The organism is Curtobacterium sp. MEB011, assembly GCF_030209655.1.
In the GTDB taxonomy this organism is placed as follows: domain Bacteria; phylum Actinomycetota; class Actinomycetes; order Actinomycetales; family Microbacteriaceae; genus Curtobacterium; species Curtobacterium poinsettiae.
The window spans coordinates 13296-37950 of sequence record NZ_JARVRN010000013.1 but is presented as its reverse complement, the minus strand read 5'-3'; the positions used below and the strand labels follow the sequence as shown (position 1 = coordinate 37950).

Annotated in this window: 22 protein-coding genes; 12 read left to right on the top strand and 10 right to left on the bottom strand. The window is 70.3% G+C overall.

All coding sequences use genetic code 11. From position 1 onward, the window contains the following. Nucleotides 1-21: 21 nt before the first annotated feature. From QRN30_RS15790 to QRN30_RS15765, 6 genes are all read right to left on the bottom strand, one after another. Complete coding sequence (locus QRN30_RS15790; protein WP_140448026.1) at nt 22-894, bottom strand: pentapeptide repeat-containing protein; 873 nt, start codon at nt 892-894, stop codon at nt 22-24. A 267-nt stretch (nt 895-1161) separates the two neighbouring features. Further along, complete coding sequence (locus QRN30_RS15785) at nt 1162-2763, bottom strand: Na+/H+ antiporter (protein WP_262159858.1); 1602 nt, start codon at nt 2761-2763, stop codon at nt 1162-1164. 149 nt (nt 2764-2912) lie between these two features. After that, nucleotides 2913-4046 carry a DUF475 domain-containing protein gene (locus tag QRN30_RS15780; RefSeq protein ID WP_284761359.1) on the bottom strand — a complete coding sequence of 378 codons (1134 nt, stop codon included), beginning with the start codon at nt 4044-4046 and terminating at the stop codon, nt 2913-2915. A 214-nt stretch (nt 4047-4260) separates the two neighbouring features. Then, entirely contained in the window at nt 4261-5829 is a 1569-nt protein-coding gene (locus QRN30_RS15775; protein ID WP_284761358.1) for a helix-turn-helix domain-containing protein, read from the bottom strand. Between the two features lie 108 nt (nt 5830-5937). Continuing rightward, nucleotides 5938-6612, bottom strand: a complete 675-nt coding sequence (locus tag QRN30_RS15770; protein WP_017887455.1) for an ABC transporter ATP-binding protein — start codon at nt 6610-6612, stop codon at nt 5938-5940. Next, the gene (locus QRN30_RS15765) at nt 6609-7694 is read right to left on the bottom strand and encodes an FtsX-like permease family protein (protein ID WP_017887454.1); all 1086 of its coding nucleotides are present in this window, start codon (nt 7692-7694) and stop codon (nt 6609-6611) included. The genes QRN30_RS15770 and QRN30_RS15765 overlap by 4 nt, the downstream gene beginning before the upstream one ends. A 151-nt stretch (nt 7695-7845) precedes the next feature. Between QRN30_RS15765 and QRN30_RS15760 the strand changes: the two genes are divergently transcribed. Further along, nucleotides 7846-9024: a sensor histidine kinase gene (locus QRN30_RS15760; protein ID WP_017887453.1), complete on the top strand. Its 1179-nt coding sequence runs from the start codon at nt 7846-7848 to the stop codon at nt 9022-9024. After that, a complete protein-coding gene (locus tag QRN30_RS15755; protein WP_042537093.1) occupies nt 9021-9641 on the top strand; it encodes a response regulator in 621 nt (206 codons plus the stop codon). The genes QRN30_RS15760 and QRN30_RS15755 overlap by 4 nt, the downstream gene beginning before the upstream one ends. Nucleotides 9642-9726: 85 nt before the next feature. Here the strand turns inward: QRN30_RS15755 and QRN30_RS15750 are convergent, their stop codons facing one another. Both QRN30_RS15750 and QRN30_RS15745 read right to left on the bottom strand, forming a co-directional pair. Continuing rightward, nucleotides 9727-11199, bottom strand: coding sequence for a glycoside hydrolase family protein (locus QRN30_RS15750; protein ID WP_042537094.1), 1473 nt, complete (start codon nt 11197-11199; stop codon nt 9727-9729). Then, the gene (locus tag QRN30_RS15745; protein WP_017887450.1) at nt 11200-12243 is read right to left on the bottom strand and encodes a LacI family DNA-binding transcriptional regulator; all 1044 of its coding nucleotides are present in this window, start codon (nt 12241-12243) and stop codon (nt 11200-11202) included. It abuts the gene before it with no gap. A gap of 137 nt (nt 12244-12380) precedes the next feature. On the opposite strand from QRN30_RS15745, the gene QRN30_RS15740 reads away from it, so the two are divergent. The 7 genes from QRN30_RS15740 (at nt 12381) to QRN30_RS15710 (ending at nt 20565) form a co-directional block, all read left to right on the top strand. Further along, entirely contained in the window at nt 12381-13784 is a 1404-nt protein-coding gene (locus tag QRN30_RS15740) for an ABC transporter substrate-binding protein (RefSeq protein WP_017887449.1), read from the top strand. Continuing rightward, complete coding sequence (locus QRN30_RS15735; protein ID WP_017887448.1) at nt 13784-14731, top strand: carbohydrate ABC transporter permease; 948 nt, start codon at nt 13784-13786, stop codon at nt 14729-14731. The genes QRN30_RS15740 and QRN30_RS15735 overlap by 1 nt, the downstream gene beginning before the upstream one ends. Next, the gene (locus QRN30_RS15730) at nt 14728-15636 is read left to right on the top strand and encodes a carbohydrate ABC transporter permease (RefSeq protein WP_284761355.1); all 909 of its coding nucleotides are present in this window, start codon (nt 14728-14730) and stop codon (nt 15634-15636) included. Before QRN30_RS15735 ends, QRN30_RS15730 begins: the two co-directional genes overlap by 4 nt. Further along, a complete protein-coding gene (locus tag QRN30_RS15725; RefSeq protein WP_159556344.1) occupies nt 15633-16970 on the top strand; it encodes a glycoside hydrolase family 32 protein in 1338 nt (445 codons plus the stop codon). Before QRN30_RS15730 ends, QRN30_RS15725 begins: the two co-directional genes overlap by 4 nt. Then, the gene (locus tag QRN30_RS15720) at nt 16967-17926 is read left to right on the top strand and encodes a carbohydrate kinase family protein (RefSeq protein WP_274007301.1); all 960 of its coding nucleotides are present in this window, start codon (nt 16967-16969) and stop codon (nt 17924-17926) included. The genes QRN30_RS15725 and QRN30_RS15720 overlap by 4 nt, the downstream gene beginning before the upstream one ends. Continuing rightward, nucleotides 17916-19520 carry a glycoside hydrolase family 32 protein gene (locus QRN30_RS15715; RefSeq protein ID WP_284761353.1) on the top strand — a complete coding sequence of 535 codons (1605 nt, stop codon included), beginning with the start codon at nt 17916-17918 and terminating at the stop codon, nt 19518-19520. The genes QRN30_RS15720 and QRN30_RS15715 overlap by 11 nt, the downstream gene beginning before the upstream one ends. 202 nt (nt 19521-19722) lie before the next feature. Next, complete coding sequence (locus QRN30_RS15710; protein ID WP_284761351.1) at nt 19723-20565, top strand: alpha/beta hydrolase; 843 nt, start codon at nt 19723-19725, stop codon at nt 20563-20565. 13 nt (nt 20566-20578) lie between these two features. Here the strand turns inward: QRN30_RS15710 and QRN30_RS15705 are convergent, their stop codons facing one another. Continuing rightward, nucleotides 20579-20776 (bottom strand): hypothetical protein, encoded by a 198-nt coding sequence (locus QRN30_RS15705; protein ID WP_139179668.1) that lies wholly within the window; start codon nt 20774-20776, stop codon nt 20579-20581. A gap of 560 nt (nt 20777-21336) precedes the next feature. After that, nucleotides 21337-22416 (bottom strand): hypothetical protein, encoded by a 1080-nt coding sequence (locus QRN30_RS15700; RefSeq protein ID WP_284761350.1) that lies wholly within the window; start codon nt 22414-22416, stop codon nt 21337-21339. Nucleotides 22417-22583: 167 nt separating this feature from the next. Between QRN30_RS15700 and QRN30_RS15695 the strand changes: the two genes are divergently transcribed. Genes QRN30_RS15695 through QRN30_RS15685 form a run of 3 tightly spaced genes read left to right on the top strand, consistent with a single transcriptional unit; the run spans nt 22584 to nt 24614 of the window. After that, nucleotides 22584-22847, top strand: a complete 264-nt coding sequence (locus tag QRN30_RS15695) for a flagellar FlbD family protein (protein ID WP_411512259.1) — start codon at nt 22584-22586, stop codon at nt 22845-22847. 1 nt (nt 22848) lies between these two features. Beyond that, complete coding sequence (locus QRN30_RS15690) at nt 22849-23682, top strand: motility protein A (RefSeq protein WP_263137427.1); 834 nt, start codon at nt 22849-22851, stop codon at nt 23680-23682. A 2-nt stretch (nt 23683-23684) separates the two neighbouring features. Then, on the top strand, nt 23685-24614 hold the full coding sequence (locus QRN30_RS15685; RefSeq protein WP_017887438.1) for an OmpA/MotB family protein: 930 nt from the start codon (nt 23685-23687) through the stop codon (nt 24612-24614). Nucleotides 24615-24655: the final 41 nt, after the last annotated feature.

Genomic DNA, 24655 nt, shown 5'->3' with positions numbered 1-24655 from the left:
ATTTATAGATGAGAACGGATGTCAGTTCCGGGGGATCCGGTGCACGGTCCGCTCGACCACCTCCGATACCCAGTGCGACGGTCGGTCGATCCCGTCGGGCAGCATCGTGGCGGTGTCACCGCCTGCCGCGTTCACCTGCGCCTGCGTGAGGAACAGCGCGGTGGACAGATCCGCTCCGTCGAGCCGGGCGTCCCGCAGATCGACCCCGAGCAAGTCGACGCCGGACAGGTCCACGCCGCGCAGGTCCGCCCCGATCGCGGTGGCACCCCGCAGGTCGGCGCCGGCCATCGGCCGGCCCCGCAGATCACGACCGGCGAGGTCGGCCCCCGGTCGCAGCAATCCGGCCCGTGAATCGTCCTGGCCGGCGCGGTACCTGGCCCGGACCTCGCCGCTCAGCTCGACCAGGACGTCCCGGACGCGTTCGTGCAGCGGCTCGACGTCGAGCGCCAGGAGCGTCGGGCGACCTGCGACGAGCACGCGCCGGATCTCCCGCGTCAGGAGCCCGGCGTCCTCCGCCGAGTCGGGCGTGACCGCACGGTCCTGCGCCTCGGCGAGGTGCCAGAGCATCTCGTGCAGCAGGCGGACGATCGGGAACACCCGGAACATCTCCGCGCGGGAGTCAGGGTGGTCACGCCAACTGACCCCGTCGTAGAGGGTCTGCGACACGTACTGGCCCGCACCGGAGCAGTCGAAGACGGTGCACCCCCGGAACCCCCGCGGCCGGAGCGTCTGGTGGATGGTGCAGGAGAAGTCGTCAGCGAGGTTCCCGCACGGGGTGCCGGCGGGCTTGTCGATCGGGAAGTCGGCGGAACGCTGGAACCCGAAGGCGGTGCAGCAGAGCGCGAAGCAGTTGCCGCAGTCCGCGCGCAGGGCGGACCGGTCGGTGGTCGTCATGGAGTGGTCTTCCTCTGGTGGTCTGGATGGTGTGCCGGGTGTGGGGGAGCTCCTGATGGAGTTCCCCGTCCGGGCGCACGAGACCACCCCCGCGCGTCGGCGGGGCGAACCGGTGGTGCTGGGCGACCAGTGGGTCACCGAGAGAGACGGAGGATCACTGTGGCCAGGCTAGCGTTCCCGCTGCGACGGGAACCGGAAACGGGCGTCCCTGGTGAGCACAACAGACCGGGTACGCCGGCTTCGACCAGGTGTGCCCGGGAGGGCGCCCTACGACGACGTGGGCGGTGACGCCACCGACTCGATGCCGTCCAACCGCGCCTCCTCCGCGTCGTACCCGGCGCGCACCTGCCGCAGCACCAGGTCGTCGATCTCGTCGGCGTCGCGCAGGCGCAGCAGGGTCTTCGCCTTGTGCTGCACCAGTGCGAGCTCGAGGGCGACCGCGTTGTCGTGCCGCTGGAGTGCGGGGTGGTCGTCGTCGTCCCCCTCGCGGGCCTCGATCACGTCGAGGTGGGCCTCGTAGTCCTTCCGCAGACGAGCGACCGTCGCACGGTCGGCGCCTGTCGACCGTGCGAGGCGGGGGAGTGCGTCGAGGGCCTCCTCGATCGCGGTGCGTTCGGCGTAGCGACGTTCGTCGCTGACCGACTCGTCCTCGGGCAGCGCGGCGCGGCGCAGGACGGCCGGCAGCACCAGGGCCTGCCCGACGATCGTGACGATGACCACCCCCGCGGTGACGAAGACGATGAGGTCGCGCTCGGGGAAGCCCCCGCCGGACTCGAGGGTGCGCGGCACGGCGACGGCCATGGCGAGCGACACGGCGCCGCGGAACCCGGCGAAGCCGCTGACCAGCCGGTCACGGTGTCCCTCACGGGGTTCTCCGCCGGTGCGTCGGGTGACGAGCCAGATCGTCCCACCCGCAGCGTTCAGGAACGCGAAGCGCACGATCACCAGCAGCACCGCGACCGCGAAGACGATCCCCGTCCCGCGCAGCAGGTCCGCGGGGTCGAGCGCGCGTGCGGCGACCATCGCCTCGATGCCGACCAGGACGAACAGTGCCCCGTTGAGCAGGAAGGTCAGGAACGACCAGAAGGCCCGGACCTGCTGCCGGGTCTCGGCGCGGTCGAGCTTCGGCCCGACCTGGCTGACGACGATGCCCGCGGCGACGACGGCGAGCACGCCGGAGGCGCCGATCGCCTCGGCGGCCAGGAAGGCCGCGAACGGCACGAGCAGGGTGACGAGGTTCTCGAGCACGACGGTGTCGACCCGGCGCAGCACCATCGTGCCGATCCAGGCGGCGGCGAGCCCGGCGGCGACCCCGCCGACGTACGACAGCGCGAGCATGCCGGAAACACCCCAGAACGTGAGTTCCTGCGTGCCGACGGTGACGGCCACCGCGATGCCGTAGACCACCAGCGTCGTGCCGTCGTTCACCAGGCTCTCGGCGCGGAGCACCGTGACGTTCCGGCGCGGCAGCATCTTGGTGAGCACGCCGACCGCGGTCGCGTCGGTCGGCGCGACCGCGGCGCCGAGCACCCATGCGGGGCCCCAGGGCATGCCGAGCAGGTGCAGCAGGGTGGCGACGGCACCGGCGGTGACCACGACGAGCAGGGTGCCCATCAGGACGATGCCGCGCAGGTTCTTCCGGATCTCGCGGAGCGACGTCGTCAGGCTCTCCCAGTACAGCAGCGCCGGCAGGAACAGCAGCAGGACCGCCTCGGCGGGGAGCTCGACGTCCGCGAACTCGGGGACGAGCCCCAGCAGTGCGCCGAAGACCAGGAGCAGCACGGGCGGCGCGATCCGGATCCGGTCGGCGACCGCCGCCGTCAGCGCGATGGCGAGGCCGAGCACGACCACCAGTTCCGGTCCCAGCACGTGCACTCCGATCGTCGTCCGACCCGCAAGTCAACGCCGATCCACGGTGGATCCTTCCAGAACAGCCGAACGACGCGCCGCACCGCTGCGCGGTACCGATCGCACCGGGACGGGACGGGACGACGCGCTCAGAGCCAGCCGCTTCCGCGTCAGACCGTCCGCGGCCGACGCACCACCCGTCGCCACCACGCGCGCCACGGCAGGCTGCTCACCAGCGCGGACCCGATCACGACGGTCCCGAACCACCCGACGACCACGCCCGGGATCGGCACGAGCAGGCTCGCCCAGAGCAGGACCGACAGCACCCCGAGCACGTACGCCGCCCCGGCCTTCAGGTACCGCAACCGCTTCAGCCCCGCGGCCTGGTCGACCCGCGAGGTCAGGCGGGCCAGGAACACCGCGCCGACCCCGATCGCCCCGACCGCGACGGCGGCCTGCTCGAGCGCCCCGAGCCCGTCCGACCCGAGCGGCCCGGACCCCGACAGGCTGTACACGCCGTCGAGGATCTCGAAGAGCATGAACACCACGAGCCCCCGCTCGAACACGACGGTCGACGCGTACAGGTGGATCCGCCAGGCACCGCGGCCGATCCCGATCGACTCCGTGTCCGACGGGCCACCCCCGGACCCGGGGCGCAGCGCCCACGTCGCGGTCCACTTCGACACGAGGTACGCGGCGATCCCGGCAGCCCCGCCGATCGCGACCGGCAGCAGCACACCGGGCGCCCACCCGGCACGCGACCCGACGAGGACGGACGTGACGACGACCCCCGTCGTGGCGGTGACCAGCGACCAGACGCGCGGTCGCGCGACGGAGGCGAGTCGCGCCTCCAGGCTGCCCAGCCACGACCTGCGGGACGCGCGGTCGGTGTTGAACAGGTACTCGGCGAAGACCTGCCAGATGAACGCGGCGCCGAAGGCGGCCAGGGCGGGACGCACCTCGGCCAGGTGCGCGGAGAACGAGCCGGGTGCGAAGACGGCCTCCTCGACGGAGCTCGCCGGGTCGGTCGCGTCACCGACCGCGACGGCGGCCGGCGGCAGCAGCAGCCGCATCGCGAGCACGCCCGCGACGATCCCGAGTGACAGGAACAGCCGGCGGGCGGGGGAGTGCAGGCGTCCGGCGATGCCGGCCATCGGCACGGACGAGTCCGCAGCCATCGCGATCTCGAGGAACGCGAGGGCGACGAAGGCGAGCGCTGCGGCGGGGCCGAGCACGAGCCAGGCCGCCGCGGCGGCCGCGACGGTGATGAGCAGGGGGACGGTCAGGAGCGATCTCGTGGCCATCTGCCCATCCAGCCCGTCCGGGCTGGGCGGCACATGGAGCGTTCCTGGGCATCGGCCTGGAGGCCCGTGGGGACCCCGTCAGACGGGTGACGGCCCGTCCCCACTTGCGGGGACGGCGCGTCAGGTCGGGCTCGCAAAACACCGGTGTTCGCGTGCCGAACCGCGTTCTGCGCGTGTTCGACCGGCGAACACCGGTGTCTTGCGGGGGCCCGCGTCAGTCGTGGAACGTCTCGATGGACGCACCGAGCGAGTTGAGGCGCTCCTGCAGCTGCTCGTAGCCACGGGCGATGATGCCCACGTTGCGCAGGACGCTCTCACCCTTGGCCGCGAGCATCGCCAGCAGGATCACGACGGCGGGCCGCAGTGCCGGCGGGCAGCTGATCTCGGCGCCGGAGAAGTGCGTCGGACCGGTCACGTCGAGGCGGTGCGGGTCACGCAGGGTGACGCTGGCGCCCAGGCGGGTGAGGTCGAGCAGGTGGATCGCCCGGCCCTCGTACACCCAGTCGTGCACGAGCGTGGTGCCCTCGGCCATGGCCGCGATCACGACGAAGAAGGGCAGGTTGTCGATGTTCAGGCCCGGGAACGGCATCGCGTGGATCTTGTCGATCGGCGCGTGCAGTTCGGACGGGTGGACCGTGATGTCGACGAGGCGGGTGCGACCGTTGGCGGCGGCGTACTCCTCGGTGACGTCGAAGCGCAGGCCCATCTCGGCCAGGGTCGCGAGCTCGATCTCGAGGAACTCGATCGGCGCCCGGGTCACGGTGAGGGTCGAGGCGGTGACGATGCCGGCGGTCAGCAGGCTCATGGCCTCGACCGGGTCCTCGCTCGGCCAGTAGTCCACGACCTCGTCGATGCGGCTCTTGCCCGTGATGCGGAGCGTGGTGGTGCCGATGCCCTCGATCTGCACCCCGAGCAGCGCGAGGAAGAAGCAGAGGTCCTGCACCATGTAGTTGGGGCTGGCGTTCCGGATGACGGTCTCACCGTCGCGGGCGGCGGCGGCGAGGATCGCGTTCTCGGTCACGGTGTCGCCGCGCTCGGTCAGCACGACCGACTTGGTGGGGACGGCCTGGTTGGCGACGTCGACCTCGTACCAGCCGGACGTCGCTTCGACGTCGACGCCGAACGGACGCAGCGCGATGAGGTGCGGCTCGACCGTGCGGGTGCCGAGGTCACAACCGCCGGCGTAGGGCAGGCGGAAGGACTCGAACCGGCCGCTGAGCGGGCCGAGGAACATGAGCACGCTGCGGGTGCGACGGGCGGCGTCGGCGTCGATCGCGTCGAGGCGCAGGTCCTCGGGGGCGACGATCTCGAGGGTCTCACCGTCCTCGGACCACGTGACGCTCGCGCCGAGGCTGCGGAGCACGTCGATGATGCGGTCGACCTCGACGATCCGGGCGACCTTGTGCAGACGGGTCACGCCGCGGTTCAGCAGCGAGGCGCAGAGCAGTGCCACGGCGGCGTTCTTGCTCGAGTTCACCGCGATGGAGCCACTGAGCTTCCGGCCGCCCTGCACCCGAAGGTGGGCACGCTGCGGAGCGCCGCCGATCGAGACGATCTGCTGGTCGAGGGCGTCGCTGATGCGGGTGAGCATCTCGAGGGACAGGTTCTGCCCACCCTGCTCGATGCGGTTGATCGCGCTCTGGCTGGTGCCGACGCGTTCGGCGAGCTGGGCCTGCGTCATGCTGCGGCCCTTGCGGGCGCCCCGGATCAGGGCGCCGACCTCACGGAGGGGTGCTGCGGTCGCCGGAGATGCCGGCGAGACGACGGTGGTGGTGTCGGTCATGTGCGCCACGCTAACACGCTCATGAGATAAACCAGTGGAAGATCGGCACCCTTTGCGCGCCTCGAGGTCTCGAATACGTCACAGTTGGGAATTTCGGGGGACGAACGCTCAGGCATCGGTCAGGCGGCCGTCGACGACGGTGACCAGGCGGTCGAGCGCGTCGCGGTGGACGAGGTCGTGCGTGACGAGCATCGTCGCCGTGCCCTGCTCGTGCGTGAGACGCGCGATCAGCGCCATGATCTCGGCGCCCCGCTCCTGGTCGAGTGCGCTGGTGGGTTCGTCGACCAGCAGGACGGACGGGGTGTTCACCAGGGCGCGGGCGATGGCGACCCGTTGCCGCTGGCCACCGGAGAGCTGCGCGGGACGTTTGCCGCGGTGCTCGGCGAGACCGACCGCTGCCAGCAGCGCATCGGCACGGGTGTGCACCGCGGTCCGGTCTCGGCGGCCGCCACCGAGCTCCGCCATGACGAGCAGCTGTTCCCGCGCGGTGAGCGACTCGATGAGGTTCGACTGCTGGAACACGATGCCGACCTGGTCGCGGCGGAGCGTCGTCGCCTCGTTCCGGCTCAGGGTCGCTGCGTCGACGTCGTCGATCCACACGTGCCCGGAGTCCGGGCGGATCAGGGTCGCAGCGACGGCGAGGAGCGAGGACTTCCCGGAGCCGGAGGGCCCGGTGATGCCCGTGACCACGCCGTTCGGAGCGGTCAGGGACACGCGGTCCACCGCCGTGATGCGGGAGTCGCCGTCGGGGAAGGTGAGGGTGACGTCGTCGAGGGTGATCATCGGTTGCTCCCGAGTGCGGTGAGGGGGTCGGCCTTGGTGACGGTGCGGAGTGCGACAGCGGCACCGGCGAGGCCGAGGACGACCATCACGGCGGCCGGCAGCAGGGTGGTGAGCGGGCTGAGCAGGAACGGCAGGACATCGTTCGCGAGCGTCCCCAGGACCGACACGAGACCGATCCCGACCCCGACGCCCACGGCCAGGACGACGAGTGCCTGGCCGAGGGCATCGCCGACGAGCGACGCGTCGGAGGCCCCGAGGGCCTTCAGGACGGCGATGTCGTCGGCACGCTGCAGCGTCCACACGGTGAAGAACGCCCCGACGACGAGTGCGGAGACTCCGAAGAGCATCACGATCATGAGTCCGAGCGACCCGACCTCCGACTTGAACGTGTCGAGCGCGGTGAGGCTGGCGAGCGGCGACGCGGCGACGGTGTGCGTGCGGTCCGCCGTGCTGCCCCAGTCCGGCGCACCGGAGACGGCGAGCACGGTCGCTTCGCCGTCCCCGCCGAGGCGCCGGTCGGTCGACGCCCACGCCGTCGGGGAGAGCGCGACGACGGGGGTGTGGCTGTACCAGGCGTCTCCGCCGACGGTGGCGACCCGGTAGGTCCTTGCGGCGATCGTGACGGCGTCCCCGACGGCGACGTCGAGGTCCTTCGCTGCGCCGGCGGACAGGCCCACCGTGTCGTCGGACCGCGGAGCCAGGTCGGTGACCGTCGACGCGGGGGCTCCCCGCGGCACGCCGAACAGGGCGACGGCCACCGCTGGTGCGGTCTCGGCGTGCGCTTCGGCCCGCCCCTGTGCGATCCCGATCGGCGTGACGTGCTCGACGCCCGAGGACTGCCGCCACGCGGAGACCGTCGCGGCGTCGATCGTCGACTGCGAGAACGACGGCTGTCCGGTCGAGGGCTCCTGCAGGACGAGGCGGTTCCCGGGGAGGCCGAGGACCGCGGACACGTCCTGTGCGCCGAGCCCTCCGGTCAGACCGGCGAGGAAACCGACGAGCAGGGTGATCAACGACACCACGGACCCGATCAGCACGAACCTGCCACGGGCGGCTCGGAGGTCACGCCAAGCGACGAACACGATGGTTCCTTCCCGACAGCAGGGACGCTCCCCGCCGTCCAGACGAGCCTCGCCGTCGCCGGTCGCGGTGCCATCGCCGGGAGGTTGACTGCTCTCGTCCGACTTCTGGTTGATGCCAGGTGGGCCGTGGCCGCCGTACGCTGCAACGGACATGGCACACAGCACCCTCACGCCCGTGTTCGTCGGGCTCCGCACCGGACTGCACGTGCTGTTCGCCGCGCTCGTGGCGCTCGTGGTCGTCCGCGTCCTCGTCGTCCGCGACCCGACCATGTGGGCGGCGATCGCCCTGGTGGTCGGGTTCGCGGTCCTCTACCTGCTCGGTGCCGGTGTCGCCGCCGCGCCGGAGACACGCCGAGCCGTGGTGGGTGCGGCTTGGATCACCGCCTTGACCGCCGTGTGGGTGGCCTTGCTCGTCCTGGTGCCGGAAGCGGCGTACCTGGTGTTCCCGCTGTTCTTCCTCTACCTGCACGTCCTGCCAAGGATCGTCGGGCCGGCCGCAGTGGTCGCAGCCACCCTGATCGCGGTCCTCGCCCTGGGCCTGCACGGCGGATTCACCGTGGGCGGGGTGATCGGCCCCCTCGTCGGTGCCGGGGTCGCGTTGCTCATCGGCCTCGGCTACCGCGCGCTCGCCCGTGAGTCCGTCGAGCGGGAGGCACTCCTGGCGGAACTGCTCGCCACCCGCGACCGACTCGCCGCGACCGAACGGCAGCAGGGTGTCCTCACCGAACGCGCCCGCCTGGCACGCGAGATCCACGACACCGTCGCGCAGGACCTCTCGAGCATCCAGATGCTCCTCCACGCCGCCGAAGCAGCCGACAGCGACCGCCCGGGCATCGAGCACATCCGCCTCGCACGCGCCACCGCGGCCGACGGTCTCGCAGACACCCGGCGGTTCATCCGGGAGCTCGCACCGCCGTCCCTCGACGCGGGACTCCCCGCGGCGCTGCGCCGCCTCAGCGACCAGTGGCACCGCGAGGGACTCGGCATCACCGTGACCGCAGCACCCGAATCGTCGGAGTTGACGATGGACGTGCAGACCGCTCTGCTGCGCATCGCCCAGGGTGCCGTGGCGAACGTCGCCCAGCACGCCGGCGCCACGACCGTCGACATCACCCTCGACGTCACCGCGACGCACGCGTCCCTGCGGGTGCAGGACGACGGCACCGGGTTCGACCCCGACCACACCGGCACCCGCTCCGGCACGTCCGACGCGTTCGGGCTCCGCGCGATGGGTGAACGCGTCGACCAGCTCGGTGGCCGTCTCACCATCGACAGCGCACCCGGGCACGGCACCACCATCACCGCGACCGTGGAGGTCGGTGAGCCGTGATCCGACTCCTCATCGCCGATGACCACCCCGTCGTCCGCGCCGGCCTGCGCGCACTCCTCGACGGGGCCGTCGACATCGACGTCGTCGGGGAGGCCGCGACCCCCGACGAAGCCGCCGCCCTCGTGGCGTCCGTGGACCCGGACCTCGTGCTCATGGACCTGCAGTTCGGGCAGGACCGCACCGGTGCCGACGCCACCCGGCAGATCCGGTCGACCGACGCCGCGCCGTACGTCCTGGTCCTCACCAACTACGACAGCGACGGCGACATCCTGGGCGCCGTCGAAGCGGGGGCCAGCGGGTACCTGCTCAAGGACACGCCACCCGACGAGTTGCTCGCCGCGATCCGCGCCGCAGCCGCCGGTGAGAGCGCCCTCGCACCGGCGGTCGCGAGCCGCCTGATGGCACGGATGCGTGCGCCAAGGGTCAGCCTGTCCGCTCGCGAGATCGAGGTCCTCGGGCTCGTCGCCGAGGGCGCCTCGAACGTCGATGTTGCGGCACGCCTGCACATCACCGACGCCACCGTGAAGTCACACCTGGTGCACGTGTTCTCCAAGCTCGGCGTCGGTTCCCGCACCGCCGCGGTGTCCGAGGCCCGGGCGCTCGGCATCCTGCGCTGACGGCCCGTGCTGGTGCTGGTGCTGGTGCTGGTGCCGGTGCCCGCTGGTTCCGGTGCTGGTGCGCGCTCCGGTGCTCGTGCCGGGGTCAGCGCGTCCGGATCGTCAACCGCTCGAGGGTGAAGGCGCCGTCCTGCACGAACAGCCCCACCCGACCGGCGGGCCGGTCGTAGAGCCGCGTGCTCAGAGCGACGCTGCCGTCCACCACGGCCACGCAGACGTCGCCGTCGAGGTGGACGTCGACCCGGTGCGTGCCCGGGGCGAGCTGCACGGCACGTTCCAGTTCCACGGCGTGCGGCACGTCACCGAGGATCTGCCACTGCTCGGTGCCGGTGCTGCCGCGCGGCCACCGGTCCAGGACGAGCCGGTTCCGATCGGGTTCGAGACGCAGTGCGTAGCCGTCCTCGGTGTCGTCGCTGGTGCGCAGGAGCAGTCCGAGCGACTTCGTGTCCGCCGCGAGGTCGATGTCCATGCTGACCAGCGCCTCCGTGGGGAGTTCCGGACCGACCCACGACGCGTACCGCGTGGCGGCGCCGGCACCGACCGTCGGATCTGCGCCGTTGCGCGGTTGGAAGGCCGAGGTCACGTCGACCTCGTCGGAGTACGCGGCCTTCACGGCTTCGGGCAGGTCGAAGCGCAACGACCCGTCCACCCGCTGGTGTGCCTGGAGGGTGGCCATGGTCCCGGCCCACTGCCAGGCCCCGTCGTCGCGGTCGCCCTCCTTCGACGCGATCCAACCGACGAAGTACCGCTCGCCGTCGAGCGCCAGCGTCTTCGAGGCGTAGAACGCGCGCCCGTCGACGGTGTCGTCCGCCGGAGCGAGCCACGGCCCGTCCGGGGACGTCGCGATGCGGTAGCGCGTGCAGAACGCGTCCGAGAACTCCGAGTACACGAGGTACCACCATCCGCCCCACTGGAAGACGTCGGGGCACTCCTGGGTGATGAAGCGGTGGGGTTCCCAGAGCGGTGACGCGTCGCGCCAGGTCACGAGGTCGTCGGACTCGAGTCGCGCGACCAGACCGGATCGTCGGTACGGTTCGTCGCGTCGACGCGCTGCCAGGAGCATCTGCCACGGCCCCTCGGCAGACGGACGGAACACGAAGGGGTCGCGCCAGTCCTCGGGCGAGTACCCGGCGAGTGCGGGGAGATCCCATCCGGGGTGCTTCGTCCAGTCCGTGAGATCACCCGAGGACGTCGCGTGGCAGACGACCTGGGCATCCTTGGTGACGCCGTCGACCTCGGTCGTGATCCGCGGGTTGTGCCCGGTGTAGAACAGGTGCAGGGTGCCGGAGTCGTCCTGCACGACGCTTCCGGTGTAGCAGTCGAAGTCGCCGGCATCGGCGCCGCCCGAAGGCAGGACCACGCCCTTGCTCTCGAACCCGACGAAGTCGGTCGTGGTCACGGCTCCCCACGGCATCCCGGTCGCTCGCTCGAGCGGGGGGACACCCGGACGCTCGTCGAGCAGGTAGAACAGCCACGCCGTGCCGTCGTGCTCGAACGGGATCACGTCCCCGACGAAGCCGTTCGGGGGCCGGAAGTGGGTGCTGGGTGTGGCGGCCAATCAGGTTCCTTCGGGTCGGGGAGCTGCGAGTGAGCTCCGGGGGACGTACCCGCACGGCACGAGGTGCCGACCGGGCTGCTCCGTCTCCGCCAACAGCAGGGTTCCGGCGTCGAAACCCATCTGCTGGTGGGGGAGCGCGACGGTGGTCAACGGTGGGTGCATCTGATCGGCGAGGTCCGGCTGGTCGTCGAACCCCACGATGCTGACGTCCTCGGGACAGCGCATGCCGAGCGACTGCGCCGCCATCAGTGCGCCGACCGCCATGCGGTCGTTCCCGCAGATGATCCCGGTCGGCCGCTCGGTCGTCAGGACCTCCATCGCGAGGTCGTAGCCCGAACCCACCTGGAAGGTCCCGAACTCGACGCGGATGGAGTCCGGAGCGATCCCTGCATCCGCGGCGGCGCGCTCGAGGCCACGCTTGCGCTCCTGGCAGGCGTAGTCGTCCTCGGGGCCTCCGAGGAACGCGACCCTGGTGTGGCCGGCGGCGAAGACCGCGGCGGCGACGTCACGGCCGCCTTGGAACTCGTCGGCCAGGACGGTCACGGCGTCGGTGTCGCCGGGCGGGAAGCAGTTGACGAACACGGTGGGCACACGGTCGAGCCCTGCGACCGGGGTGACGTACTCCGGTCCGGGCGCCGCGTAGACGAGGCCGGCGACACCCTGCCGGACGAGGTTCTCGACCGCTGCCTTGCCGCCGTCGGTGGTCTGGGCGGTCTCGACCACGAAGCAGACGTACCCGGCCTCCTGCACCGCCTGCTGCACACCGAGCACGATGTGCCCGGCGTACGGCTGGGACACGAGCCGGTCAGCGATGACGCCGACCGTGTACGAGCGGTTCGAGCGCAACGACTGCGCAGCCCGGTTCGGTTGGAAGTCCAGTTCCTTCGCAGCCTGGAGCACACGGGCACGGGTCTCGTCAGCGATCGAGACGTCCCGACGGTCGTTGAGCACGAACGACACGGTCGGCTGCGACACCCCTGCACGGCGTGCGACGTCCTTCATCGTGACGCGGTGCGACTGCGCTGTGCGTTCTCGGCTCGCCATCGGATCTCCTTCGTCCCGCTCATCATGCCAGAAGCAAATACGTATTGCCTCCCCGGTGCCCGCTGTGTACGATCGCCTCACAAATACGTATTGGCCCGGCGTGGAGCGGGGTCATCATCGCTCAGAGAGGAGCGACCGTGACGAATGGATTCAGCACTCCCATCAACCGGCGCACGCTGTTCAAGTTCGGTGGGGCCGGGCTCGCGCTGGCCGGCATCGGGTCGTTGGCGGCGTGCTCGACGGCTGGCGGAGGCAGCGACACGGGGACGGTGAAGATGCTCTACTTCGGGGAGCAGAGCGCCGCCACAGCGCTGCAGAAGGCGATCGAGCCGAAGATCAAGCAACTGGACAAGAAGGCGAGTCTCGAGGTCACGGCGATCAACGGCACGGACTGGAACGACTTCCTCGCCAAGGTGCTGACGCAGGTCGCGTCGGGCGACGTCCCGGACATCGTCAGCGTGGCGACCGAAGGCCAGCAGCTCCTGGCGTCGAAGAACCTGCTCGCCCCGCTCGACGACCTCGTCACGAAGAACCTGTCGGATCTGCACGCGTACTTCAGCGGTGCCCATCCGGCGCTGATCGAGTCGACGATGTACCAGGGCCACCTCTACACGCTCCCCGACAGTTTCAACGCGGGCAGCATGTTCTACTCGACCGAACTCTTCGACAAGGCCGGCCTCGCGCGCCCCGCGGCCGACTGGTCGATGGACGACTTCCACTCCTCCGCAGAACGGCTCGCGAAGATCGGTTCCGGCACGTACGCGTTCGACTGGGTCGTGCGCCTCTGGGGCAGCTGGACCTCGTTCCTGTACGCCAACGACGGCAACCTGCTGCAGGAGGGCAAGTACTCCGGTGGCGACTGGTTGTGGAAGAGCAAGGCGTTCGCCGACAACCCGCTCGGCGTCACCGGTCGCAAGGGCGGCTGGAAGTGGGGTGACCCGACCGCCAACTCCGACGCAGCGGTCGAAGCACTCGAGTACGTCATCGAGCTGCAGAAGTCCGGCGCGTCCCCTTCGCCGGACGTCGGCGGTGGTGCCACCCTCCAGGGCCTGATGTCCTCCGGCCGGATCGGCATGACGATCGGCGGCGGCTTCTGGGCCGGCGGTCTCCACAACGCAGGGATGCGGAACGGCAGCTTCGACGTCGTCGAGTTCCCGACCTGGAAGAGCAACAAGTCGCTCTTCGGCGCCGGTGGGTACGGCATCTTCAACTCGTCGAAGCAGAAGGACCTCGCGTTCGAGGTCATCAAGCTCATGGTGCAGCCGGAGAGCTTCGACGCGCTGTGGCCGGGCAACGTGACCACACCCGCGCAGAAGTCGCTGATGACCGCGGAGCGGTACTCCACGACGGGGCCGGAGCACTGGTCGGTGTTCTACGACCAGCTCGACAACTCGGTGCCCATCTCCGCACCGCCGTACTACAACGCCCTCGCGACGGCCCTCAACCAGCGGACCACGCAGGCCATCTCGTCGGGGAACGCGAAGAAGGCGCTCGACGGTCTACAGGCTGACATCGAGCAGGCCGCAGCGCAGGCATCGTGATGACCGCAACGACAGAACGACGCACCCAGCGCGCGGCCGAGGTCGCAGCCCGCCGGCCGGCGGCGAAACGTGCCCGTCGGCGTGAGTCCACGTTCGGCTTCCTCATGATCGGGCTCGCGGTGGTGTTCGTCGCCGTGTTCACCCTCGTCCCGATCCTCGCCTCACTCGGCCTGTCGTTCACCTCGTGGGACGTGATCAGCAGTCCCGAGTGGGTCGGCCTGGACAACTACGTCCGACTGTTCACCGACGGGCCGGTCCTGGCGTCCTTCGGGGTCACCATCGGACTCGCTCTCGCCATCGTCGTCCTGCAGATCTCGCTCGGCTTGCTGCTGGCGGTGCTGGCGAACAACCGGAAGCGCAACACCACCCGTGTGTTCTTCCGCACCGCGTTCTACCTGCCGCTGCTGGCGTCCACAGCAGCCGTGTCGATCTTCATGGGCTACATCTTCGACACGAAGTTCGGCCTCATCAACTACTACCTCAACGAGATCGGCCTCCCCGGGGCGCACTGGCTGAACGACCCGTTCTGGGCCAAGGTCACGATCGTGATGGTCGTGGTCTGGCAACAGGTCGGCTTCACGTTCGTGTTGTTCGTCGCCGCGCTGCTGGCGGTCCCGGTGGACGTCCAGGAAGCCGCCTCGATCGACGGCGCCGGCCCGTGGCGGACACTCTTCCAGATCAAGATCCCCCTGATCAGCCCGACGATCCTGTTCGCGACCGTCATCGCGATGATCAACGCCATGCAGCTGTTCGACCAACCGTTCATCATGACCAAGGGCGGGCCCGGTACAGCGACGACGACGGCCACCATCTCGATGTACCAGGCCGGGTTCCAGAACCTGCAGTTCGGATTCGCCTCCGCCATCGCGATCCTGCTGCTGGTCATCATCGGGATCATCACCGCCGTCCAGTTCATCGCCGCACGAAAGCTGGTGTTCTACCAATGACGACCACACAGACGTTCGATCCACTGCACAGCCCGGAAACCGTGGCACAACCGAGCATCGACCACATCGTGCGCCGGCGACGTCCGGTCGCCACCGTCGGGAGCATCGTCGGCCTGGTCATCCTGATCGTCGCTGCCGTGTTCGCCCTCGGGCCGCTGCTGTGGACGCTCACGACGTCCCTCCGAACGCCGGCTGAGTCCTTCGACAACCCGCCGCAGTGGCTCCCGCTGTCGTGGGACTTCAGCAACTACGCGGCCGTCTTCGACCAGATCCCGATCGGCCAGTTCTTCCTCAACAGCGTCGTCGTCACACTGTTGATCGTCGTCGGCCAGACCGTCACCTGCACCCTGTCCGGCTACGCGTTCGCCATGATCAGCTTCCCGGGGAAGAACACCGTCTTCGGGATCTTCCTCGCCACGATGATGGTCCCGATCCAGACGATCATCATCCCGGTCTTCGTCATCCTCAAGGACATCGGGCTGACGGGGTCGATCGCGTCCCTGATCGTCCCCGCCCTCGGGAGCGCGTTCGGCACGTTCCTGATGCGGCAGTACTTCATGCAGATGCCCAAGGAGCTCGGCGAAGCAGCGCGCATCGACGGTGCCAGCCAGTTCGGCGTGTTCTGGCACGTCTACTCCAGGATGGCCAGCCCCGCGATCGCGACGCTCGCGATCCTGAACTTCTCCGGCTTCTGGGCCGAGTACTACCGGCCGTTGATCTTCCTCAACCAGCAGGACAGGTTCACCCTGCCGCTGGGGTTGGTCGGTCTGCAGGGCAACCTCGGGACCGGGTCCATCTCGGTCGTCCTCGCGGGCGTGGTGCTGACGATGATCCCGAGTGTCCTGCTCTTCGTCTTCGCCCAGCGGTACTTCATCGAGGGCGTCACGGCTGGATCCTCCCGATGACCGACCACCACCTCCCGCAGTTCCACGTCCGGCTGCCCCGTGGCTACCTCAACGACCCGAACGGACCGATCGACATCGGCGGACGGGCGCACCTGTACTTCCAGTCGAGGCCGCTCGTCGACCTCGAGATCCCGGTCGAGTGGGGACACGCCACCAGCGAGGACCTGGTGCACTGGAGCCTGCACCGGCCCGCGATCGTCCCCGTCCCCGGGGGCGCGGACTCCGGGGGCGCGTGGTCGGGCAACACGGTGCTCCACGACGACGTCGTCCGCGCGTACTACTCCGGCAAGGTCGACCACAGCCCGTTCCAGTCGGTGCTCCTCGCCGAGTCCTCCGACGGCGGCACCAGCTTCGGTCCACCCGTCCAGGTCGTGGCAGACCCGGCGGCCGACGAGGGGATCACGATGTTCCGCGACCCGTTCGTCTGGCAGGACGAGGACGGCTGGTCGATGGTTGTCGGAGCAGCGGCTGCGAACCAGACCGCGGCGGTCCGTCACTACCGATCCGCCGACGGCGTCACCTGGGCGTCCGCCGGCGACCTGGTCGCGATGACCCGTGCCACGGTCGAGGGCATCGACACCGGCGCAGGCTGGGAGTGCCCGCAGATCCTCACGGTCGACGGCACCGACGTCGCCCTCATGGCGTCCTGGTCACACGAGGACGGACCGGGCGAGGTCATCGCGGTCCCGTTGACCGGCACGCTGCACCCCGACCGGGTCGACCACGGGCAGCACTTCTACGCGCCGTCCGTGATGCGGACCGGGTCGTGGGGTGCGGTGCTCTTCGGGTGGGTCACGGAAGGTCGTCCTCTGGAGGCGACCGCGCAGGCGGGCTGGTCCGGTGCCGTCTCCCTGCCCAGGAGGGTGTGGCTCACCGACGGACGACTCGCGAGTGCACCGCACCCCGCGGTGGAGTCACTGCGAGCAGGCACGTCGCGTCCGGGCCACGGGGCGACGATCGGCGCGCAGGTGGAGATCGTGCTCCCGACCCCGGTCACCGGCGTCGTCCGTCTCCGGTTCTCGGAGGCCGAGTACCTCGACGTCCGTGTCGACCTGGAGGCCGACACCCTCACCGTCGATCGGAGTCGTGCCAGTGGGGACACTCGCGCGGACACGAGCCCTGCCGTGGTCCGGGCGCCGTTCGGACCGCGGAGCGAGCTGCCGGCGGTGCGGGTGTTCGTGGACGGGTCCGTCGTCGAGGTCTTCACCAGCGCCGGCCGATCCGTCACGACGCGCGTCTACCCCGAGCAGGCACCACCCTGGACTGTGGAAGCTCCTCCCGAGGCGTCGGTCTGGGACCTGCGGAGCGCTGTGACGGTGGCGGGTCCGAGATGACCCGGCCCCTGATCACCGTTGCCGGCGAGTCGTTGGTCGACGTCGTGCACGACGGATCACAGCGTGAGGTACCCGGTGGGAGCCCGGCGAACGTGGCACTCGGGTTGGGGAGGCTCGGTGCACCGGTCGAGTTCGCGACGTGGCTCGGGGACGACGTCCGAGGACACCGCATCGCCGATCACCTCCGGGCCTCCGGCGTCCGACTCGTCGACGGGACGTTCCGAGCCAGCCGGACGTCCTCCGCCTCTGTCCGGCTCGACGCGGACGGCCAGCCGACGTACGAGTTCGACGTCGAGTGGGACCTGCCGGAGCTGCCACGCACGCCGAGCTGGCTGCACGTCGGATCGATCGGCGTCTTCCTCGAACCCGGGGCGAGCAAGGTGTCGGAACTCGCGCGACGCACCGCGGCGGCCGGGGGAGTCGTCTCGTTCGACCCGAACATCCGTCCCGCGCTCCTCGGCGCGGCTGCCGACGAGCGACTCACCTTCGAGCACCGTGCAGCGACGGCGAACGTCGTGAAGCTCTCCGACGAAGACGGTGCGTGGCTCTACCCGGGGCTGTCCGAGGACGCCGTCCTCGATCGCGTGCTCGGCTGCGGCGCCCAGCTCGCGGTCCTCACCACGGGCGCCACCGGCTCGCTCCTGGCGACCGCGACCGAGCGGGTACGGGTCCCCGGTGAACGCGTCGACGTCGTCGACACCGTCGGAGCGGGCGACACCTACATGGCAACGCTCGTCTGGCAGCTGCGGGACCACGCCACCGTTCTCGACTCGCTCGGCGAACCGATCCTCACGGAACTCGGACGTGTCTGCACCCGTGCCGCGGCGATCACCGTCGCCCGGCGGGGAGCCGATCTGCCGAGTGCCACCGACCTGATCCCCGTGCGGGGAGCGACTCCCGAAGAGCACGATCCGACGCAATCCCGACCTCGAACCGGAGTGGACCATGACCTCTGAATTCCGACGACGCGCACTCCTCCAGGGTGCAGGCATCAGTGCGCTCGCACTGTTCGCCGCGACCGCGCCAGGCGAAGCAGCACGCGCCGCATCACTGTCCCGACCCGGGGCTCCGTCCGCAGCATCCGCAGTGACCGGCACCTCGCTCCGTGCCAGTTACCACATGACACCGCCTGCCGGATGGCTGTCCGATCCGCAGCGTCCGGTGTTCACCAGGGGCGCGTACCAGCTGTACTACCTGCACTCCGACGTGGACAACGGCGACGGCGGCTGGGACCACGTCTCCACCACCGACGGTGTCGACTTCACCTTCGAGGGAACGGTCATCCCGCTGCAGACCAACCTGCCCACGTGGACGGGGTGCACCCTGATCGACACCGACGACACCGCCGGCTACGGTGCCGGTGCCGTCATCGCCCTCGCGACCCGCCCGACAGGGGGCGTGCGGAAGTACCAGGAGCAGTACCTGTTCTTCTCCACCGACGGCGGCTTCACCTTCACCGCCCGACCGGATCCCGTCATCGTCAACACCGACGGCCGCGCAGCGACCACCGACGCAGAGGTCTCGAACGCCGAGTGGTTCCGTGACCCGAAGGTCGCCTGGGACGCCGCCCGCAGCGAATGGGTCTGCGTCATCGGGCGGCAGCGGTACGCCGCGTTCTACACGTCGAAGAACCTCGTCGACTGGACCCTGCAACGGAACTTCGACTACCCCGACCACGACCTCGGAGGCATCGAGTGCCCCGACCTGTTCCAGATCACCGCCGACGACGGGACGACGCACTGGGTCCTGGCCGGCAGCATGGACGCCTACAACGTGGGTCTGCCCTGCACCTACGCCTACTGGACCGGCTCGTGGGACGGCACCTTCTTCACCGCTGACGACCTCACACCGCAGTGGCTCGACTGGGGCTGGGACTGGTACGCGGCCGTCACCTGGCCTGCGGTCGAAGCGCCGGACACGAAGCGCTACGGCATCGGTTGGATGAACAACTGGAAGTACGCCGACCGGCAGGTCCCGACCGACGCCTCGGACGGGTACAACGGTCAGAACTCGATCGTCCGCGAGATCACGCTGCGCCGTCGGTCCGCTGGCGGCTACGCGCTCATCAGCGAGCCCGTCGCAGCGCTCCGGAGCGCGGCGACCCGGACCGTCCCGATCGCTGACCAGTCGGTCAACGGATCCACGGTCCTGCCCTACGACGGGCGGGCCTACGAGATCGAACTCGACGTGACGTGGTCCGACGCCACGAACGTCGGGGTGTCGGTCGGACGCTCCGCTGACGCCACTCGGTCCACGAACATCGGCAAGGCCGGTGGCGACCTCTACGTCGACCGCGCGCGCTCCGATCGTGCCGGGTTCGCGCTCTCGCCGTACACCCGCGCCGCGGCTCCCGTCGATCCTGCGACACGGTCCTCGCACCTGCGGATCCTCGTGGACACGCAGAGCGTGGAGGTGTTCGTCGACGACGGCGCGACGGTCCTCTCGAACCAGGTGAACTTCGACACGGGCGACACGGGCATCTCGTTGTTCTCCGACGGCGGCACCGCGACCTTCTCCGGCATCACCATCCGCGAGTACGGGGGCGAGTAGAGACGCAGGTCCGGGAGCTGCGACGGTGCCGGGGCGTCGGTGCGGACCGCGGGCGAACAGAGGGCGAACAGAGGGTGGTCGGACGGTGGTCGGACGGCGGTCGGAGGTTCGTCCGAGGGAGATGGTGTGTCCTGGCACCCGGACCGGACGACCGAGCAGCCAGCGGTCGCCGCGGTTCTCCGACTCGACCCGAACGGACCGCATGACACACTCCTCCACCGTCGCGCTCGGCAGTCCCACGCACTGCTTCGTGGAGCAGTACACGGACCTCGTGTACTCGCAGTTCCGCGACGGAGCCCTGTTCGCGGGCGGACGACAGCTGCACTTCGACCTCCTGAAGCCCGTGACCGCGACACCGACGCCCCTGGTCGTCTTCATCAAGGGCGGCGGGTTCCGGAACGTCCACCGAGCCCGGTACGTCCCCGCGCTGGTGGCCCTGGCCGAGCGCGGGGTCGCCGTCGCCAGTGTCGAGTACCGGACCAGCAACGAGGCGCGGTTCCCTGCCCCGGTCGACGACGTGCGGGAAGCGCTCCGTTTCCTCCGCGCACACGCGGACGAGTTCAACCTGGATCCGGGTGCGGTCGCGCTCTGGGGCAACTCCGCCGGCGCGACCATCGCGACGATCGTCGGCGCCTCCGCTCCCTCGGAACCGGAGCGGGTGTGCGCGGTCGCCAGCTGGTACGGCATGCACGATCCGCTCCGCTCACCGGAGCTCCGTGCCCCCGGGTCGCCCCTGTACACCGCGTTCGGGGCACCCGGTGCGGACGGCAGTCGGTGGTTCCGACCCGCAGACCACATCACGGCCGAGTCTGCGCCGACGTTCCTCCTCCACGGGACCGACGACCGGGTCGTGCCCGTCGAGCAGAGCGTGTCCCTCGCCGCGACGCTCGCAGAACAGGGTGTTCCCCACGAGTTCATGCTCGTCGACGGTGGCCACCACGACTTCGCCGAGATGAGCACGCGGACCGATGCCCTCACCAGGACCTACGACTTCCTCCACGGGCACCTGCTCGCGCGCGTCGAGCGACACGGCACGTCCGAGTGACCGCACGGTCCGGTCAGGTCAGGGATCGCTGAGGGTGCCACGGACGATCGAGTCGCCGGAGCGCGCATTCGAGTTCGGCGCGGCCGGTCGTCCCGGACGAGCGGGGCGGCGCGGCGACGGTCTCGGCGTCACCGCGGGGGAGTCCGGGCACGACACCGGTCGCCACACCGACGCCGAGGACCACGGCGAGCACGCCGACGCCAGCGAGCACGACCGCGATCGGACGGCGACGACGCGGACGGCGAGGCACCGCACGGCGCTGCGCCTGGGACCCTGGCGCGCCGCTCGTGTGCCCCCGGCGCTCGCCCTGCTCCGGGTCCGGGTTCGGTGGCCCGCGCTGCCTGTTGCGGCGTCCGTGCGATCTCGGCCGCGATCCACTCCCACACGTGCTCCGGGGGCGCGATCAGCCCGACGCCCTCGGACGCCCGGGTCACCGCGGCGACCCGCTGCAGCGCGGCCACCTCGTCGCGGCACCGGTCGCAGGACGCCAGGTGCTCGGCGACCCCGTCCGAGGCCACCTGATCGGAGACCGCGAGCATCGCCAGCGTCTCGTCGTCGACGTGCTTCATTCGATCACCTCGAGACGTGTTCGGAGCCGAGCGAGGCTTCGGTGGATGTGGCTCTCGAGCCGTTCGGCGATCTCACGATGGTTGAGGTCGTCGGAGGACGGCAGTCGTGCGACCGCGGTGGAGTTGCCACCGGCGTCGTCCTCGACGTCGCACCCCCACTACCGGTGGAGCACCTCGATCGGATGCAGCGGTTTGCTGGGGATCAGCTGAGACGGCGCCAGACCCCGGCGTTGCCGGGACGCGACCAGGTCTCCGGATCGCCCGTGACGGCGTCGTCCCCGGCGCCCCGGTCGGTGAGCCGGTACGCGGAGTCCGGCGTCCACCCGGCGACGACACTCGCCCGGTCGTCGTCGACCCGCACCGCGAGCCCGGACGTGCGGAACCAACCAGCGACGGTCAGGTGCACGACGTCGAACTCGGTGGCCACCGCGGACCAGTCCGGCAGCACCCAGTCGCCCTGCCGTCCGGTCGCCAGGGCCCAGTCGTTCCGCCGGGTGGTCCGTGTCACGTCGAGCGGCCAGCGGCGGCACAGCGCAGCCCAGTCGTCGGGCCCGTCGACGGTGCACACCCGCGCGGCGACATCTGCGGGCACGGCCGAGACGACGGCGCGTTCCTGCCCGAAGGAGTCCTCGACTGCCCAGAGCGCCAGCGGCCCGGCGGACGGGAACGGCGCTCGCGTGTGCTGCGCGAGCGGCCACGGCGGAGTCGTCCACCACACCCCGCTGGTCACCCCCGGGTTCCCCTCGGCGTCCTCGCGGCGCAGCTCCCGGGACCAGTCGGCGAGCGCCTCTGCCGCTCCCGGGCGTCGGGGCTGCTCGTCCTGGTCGAACTCGACGGTCCATGCTCCGCCCTGCGGGTCGAAGAGCCGGCGCACGACCGGGCTGTCGACCGCCCACCGAGCGAGCCGCCGGAGCGCGGCCTGCAGTTCCGTCCGAGCGAGGAGCGCGTCCAGCGCATCGGGTTGCTGCCACCACAGCGCGCTGTCCGCAGTCGACTCGAGCGCGACCACGACGTCGTCCTCGCCCACGGACGGCAGGGGCACCGCCGCGAGTGCGCTCGCCACCGCTGCCAGGTCCGGAGCCGGCTCGGGTTCGATCGCGGCACCGATGCCGAAGAGCGTTCGGTCGTCGCCACGTTCGACGCCGAGGTGGTAGTCCGCCCAGAAGAGCAGGTGGCCGAGCTGCACGGCGGCCGGGTCGTCGGAGTCCTGGACACCGCTGACGAGCTCGAGGCAGAAACGCCGGCCACGCGGGTGCGCGAGCAGGTCCGAGGCATCGATCACGGAACCAGGCTACTGACGGCCACTAACGCACGCGCCGCATCCGCCGATAGCCCTGGGTGCAGGCCCACGGACGGGCCCGCATCCCGCCCCACGGACGGCGGCGGGACGATCGAGAACCAGGACGGGCCATGATCGTCGTCACACGACTGAACGGCAGCGGATTCGCTGTGAACCCCGATCTCGTGGAGCGCATCCAGGAGACGCCGGACACGACGCTGATCATGGTCGACGGTGCGAAGTACATCGTGCGGGAGTCGATGGCCGACGTCATCGACCTGATCGCCGCGTACCGCGCACGCATCGTGGGCATGGCCTACGGCACCGACCAGGCCCCGCGCGCGAGCACGAACACCGGTTCGCAGCCGACGCTCGCCCCGGTCGCCGCCATCCGCTCGACGCAGCACGGCCGCGCGCTGGACGGGGGTCGCTGACGTGGACATCGCAACGATCGTCGGGATCCTGCTCGCCTTCGGCGCCCTGTTCGGCATGGTCCAGATGGAGCACGTCGAGCTCGGTGGGCTCTTCCTGCCCGCTCCGATGCTGCTCGTGTTCGGTGCCACCATCGGCTGCGGCATCGCCAGCACCACCCTGAAGGACGCGATCGCCAGCTTCAAGGCCGTGCCGAAGGCGTTCACCGGCAAGGTCACCCCGCCGGCGTCGGTCATCGACGACGTCGTGGGGCTCGCCGAGACGGCGCGTTCGAACGGCCTGCTCGCCCTCGAGCAGGAGGCCGACAAGCACGACGACCCGTTCATGAAGAAGGCGCTGCAGAACATCGCGGACGGCACCGACGGTGACGAGCTGCGGATCCTGCTCGAGGACGAGATCGAGTCGAACGCGGCCCCGACGCGCAGCGCGAGCGCGTTCTTCATGGGCCTGGGCGGCTTCGCTCCGACGGTCGGCATCATCGGCACCGTCGTCTCGCTGACCCACGTGCTCGCGAACCTCGGCAAGCCCGACGAGCTCGGACCCCTGATCGCCAGCGCGTTCGTCGCCACCCTGTGGGGCCTGCTCACCGCGAACTTCATGTGGTTGCCGATCGGCGGGAAGCTCCGCAAGCTCGCCCAGCTCGAGTCGGACCGCCAGACGCTCCTGATGGAGGGGCTGCTCGCGGTGCAGGCGGGCAGCCAGCCTCGTCTGCTCGGTGAGCGCCTGAAGGCCATGGTGCCGCCCGGCGCCCGCGCCGACACCGGCGGCAAGGGCGGCAAGGGCACCAAGGCCGGTGGCAAGGCCGACGCGGCCGACGACCAGCAGCTGGCGGCCTGACGGTGAGCGCCAACCCCCGTGGCCGCGGCCGAGGTCGCGCGAAGAAGTCCCACGACGAGGCTGAGCACCCCGACGAGCGCTGGATGGCGTCGTACATGGACATGATCACGGTGCTGATGTGCATGTTCCTCGTGCTGTTCGCGATGTCCACCGTCGACCAGCAGAAGTACATCCAGCTGAAGCAGTCGCTCGCCACCGGCTTCGGCGAGGTCGACTCGCAGAAGATCGACACCGCGAGCGGCACCGTCGTGACGAAGGACCAGGTCGAGGACGGCTCCGGCTACTCGACCGACAAGTCGCAGGCCGACCACTCCACCGCCTCGTCGGGCACGAAGGACACGAACGTCGATCCCGCGTCGACCGTGGTGCCGACGACCGCGTCGAAGCGGGACCTCACCGAGGCGAAGCGTGAGCTCGACGACCTGACGGCGATCAAGAGCGCGATCCAGGAGAACCTGACCGAGGCCGGCCAGACCGCCAACGTGCAGTTCACCGTCGATGCCCGCGGTCTGATCGTCCGGCTGGTCGGCAGCGAGACCTACTTCGGGACGAACAGCGCCGACCTGTCCGACCAGGCGCGCCGGATCATGGACGCGATCGCCCCGGTCCTGCGGACGAGCCACCACGACGTCAGCGTCGAGGGGCACGCCGACCAGCGGAACTCGACCGCCCCGTACGCGACGAACTGGGAGCTCAGCGCGGCACGGGCGACCGGGGTCCTGCGCGACCTGGTCGAGCGGGGCGGGATGCCCGGCGACCACGTGCAGAGCGTCGGGTTCGGGTCGAGCCGGCCGCTGGCGAAGGGCGGCACCGACCAGGACCTCGCCCTGAACCGGCGGGTCGACATCGTGGTCCTGTCGAACGCCGACCAGGACGTCAGCGCCCTGATGCCGGCGCTGGCGAAGGCGCAGGACGGAGCGCAGCAGGGCTGAGACACACACCGCACGGAGCGCAGCAGGGCTGAGACACACAC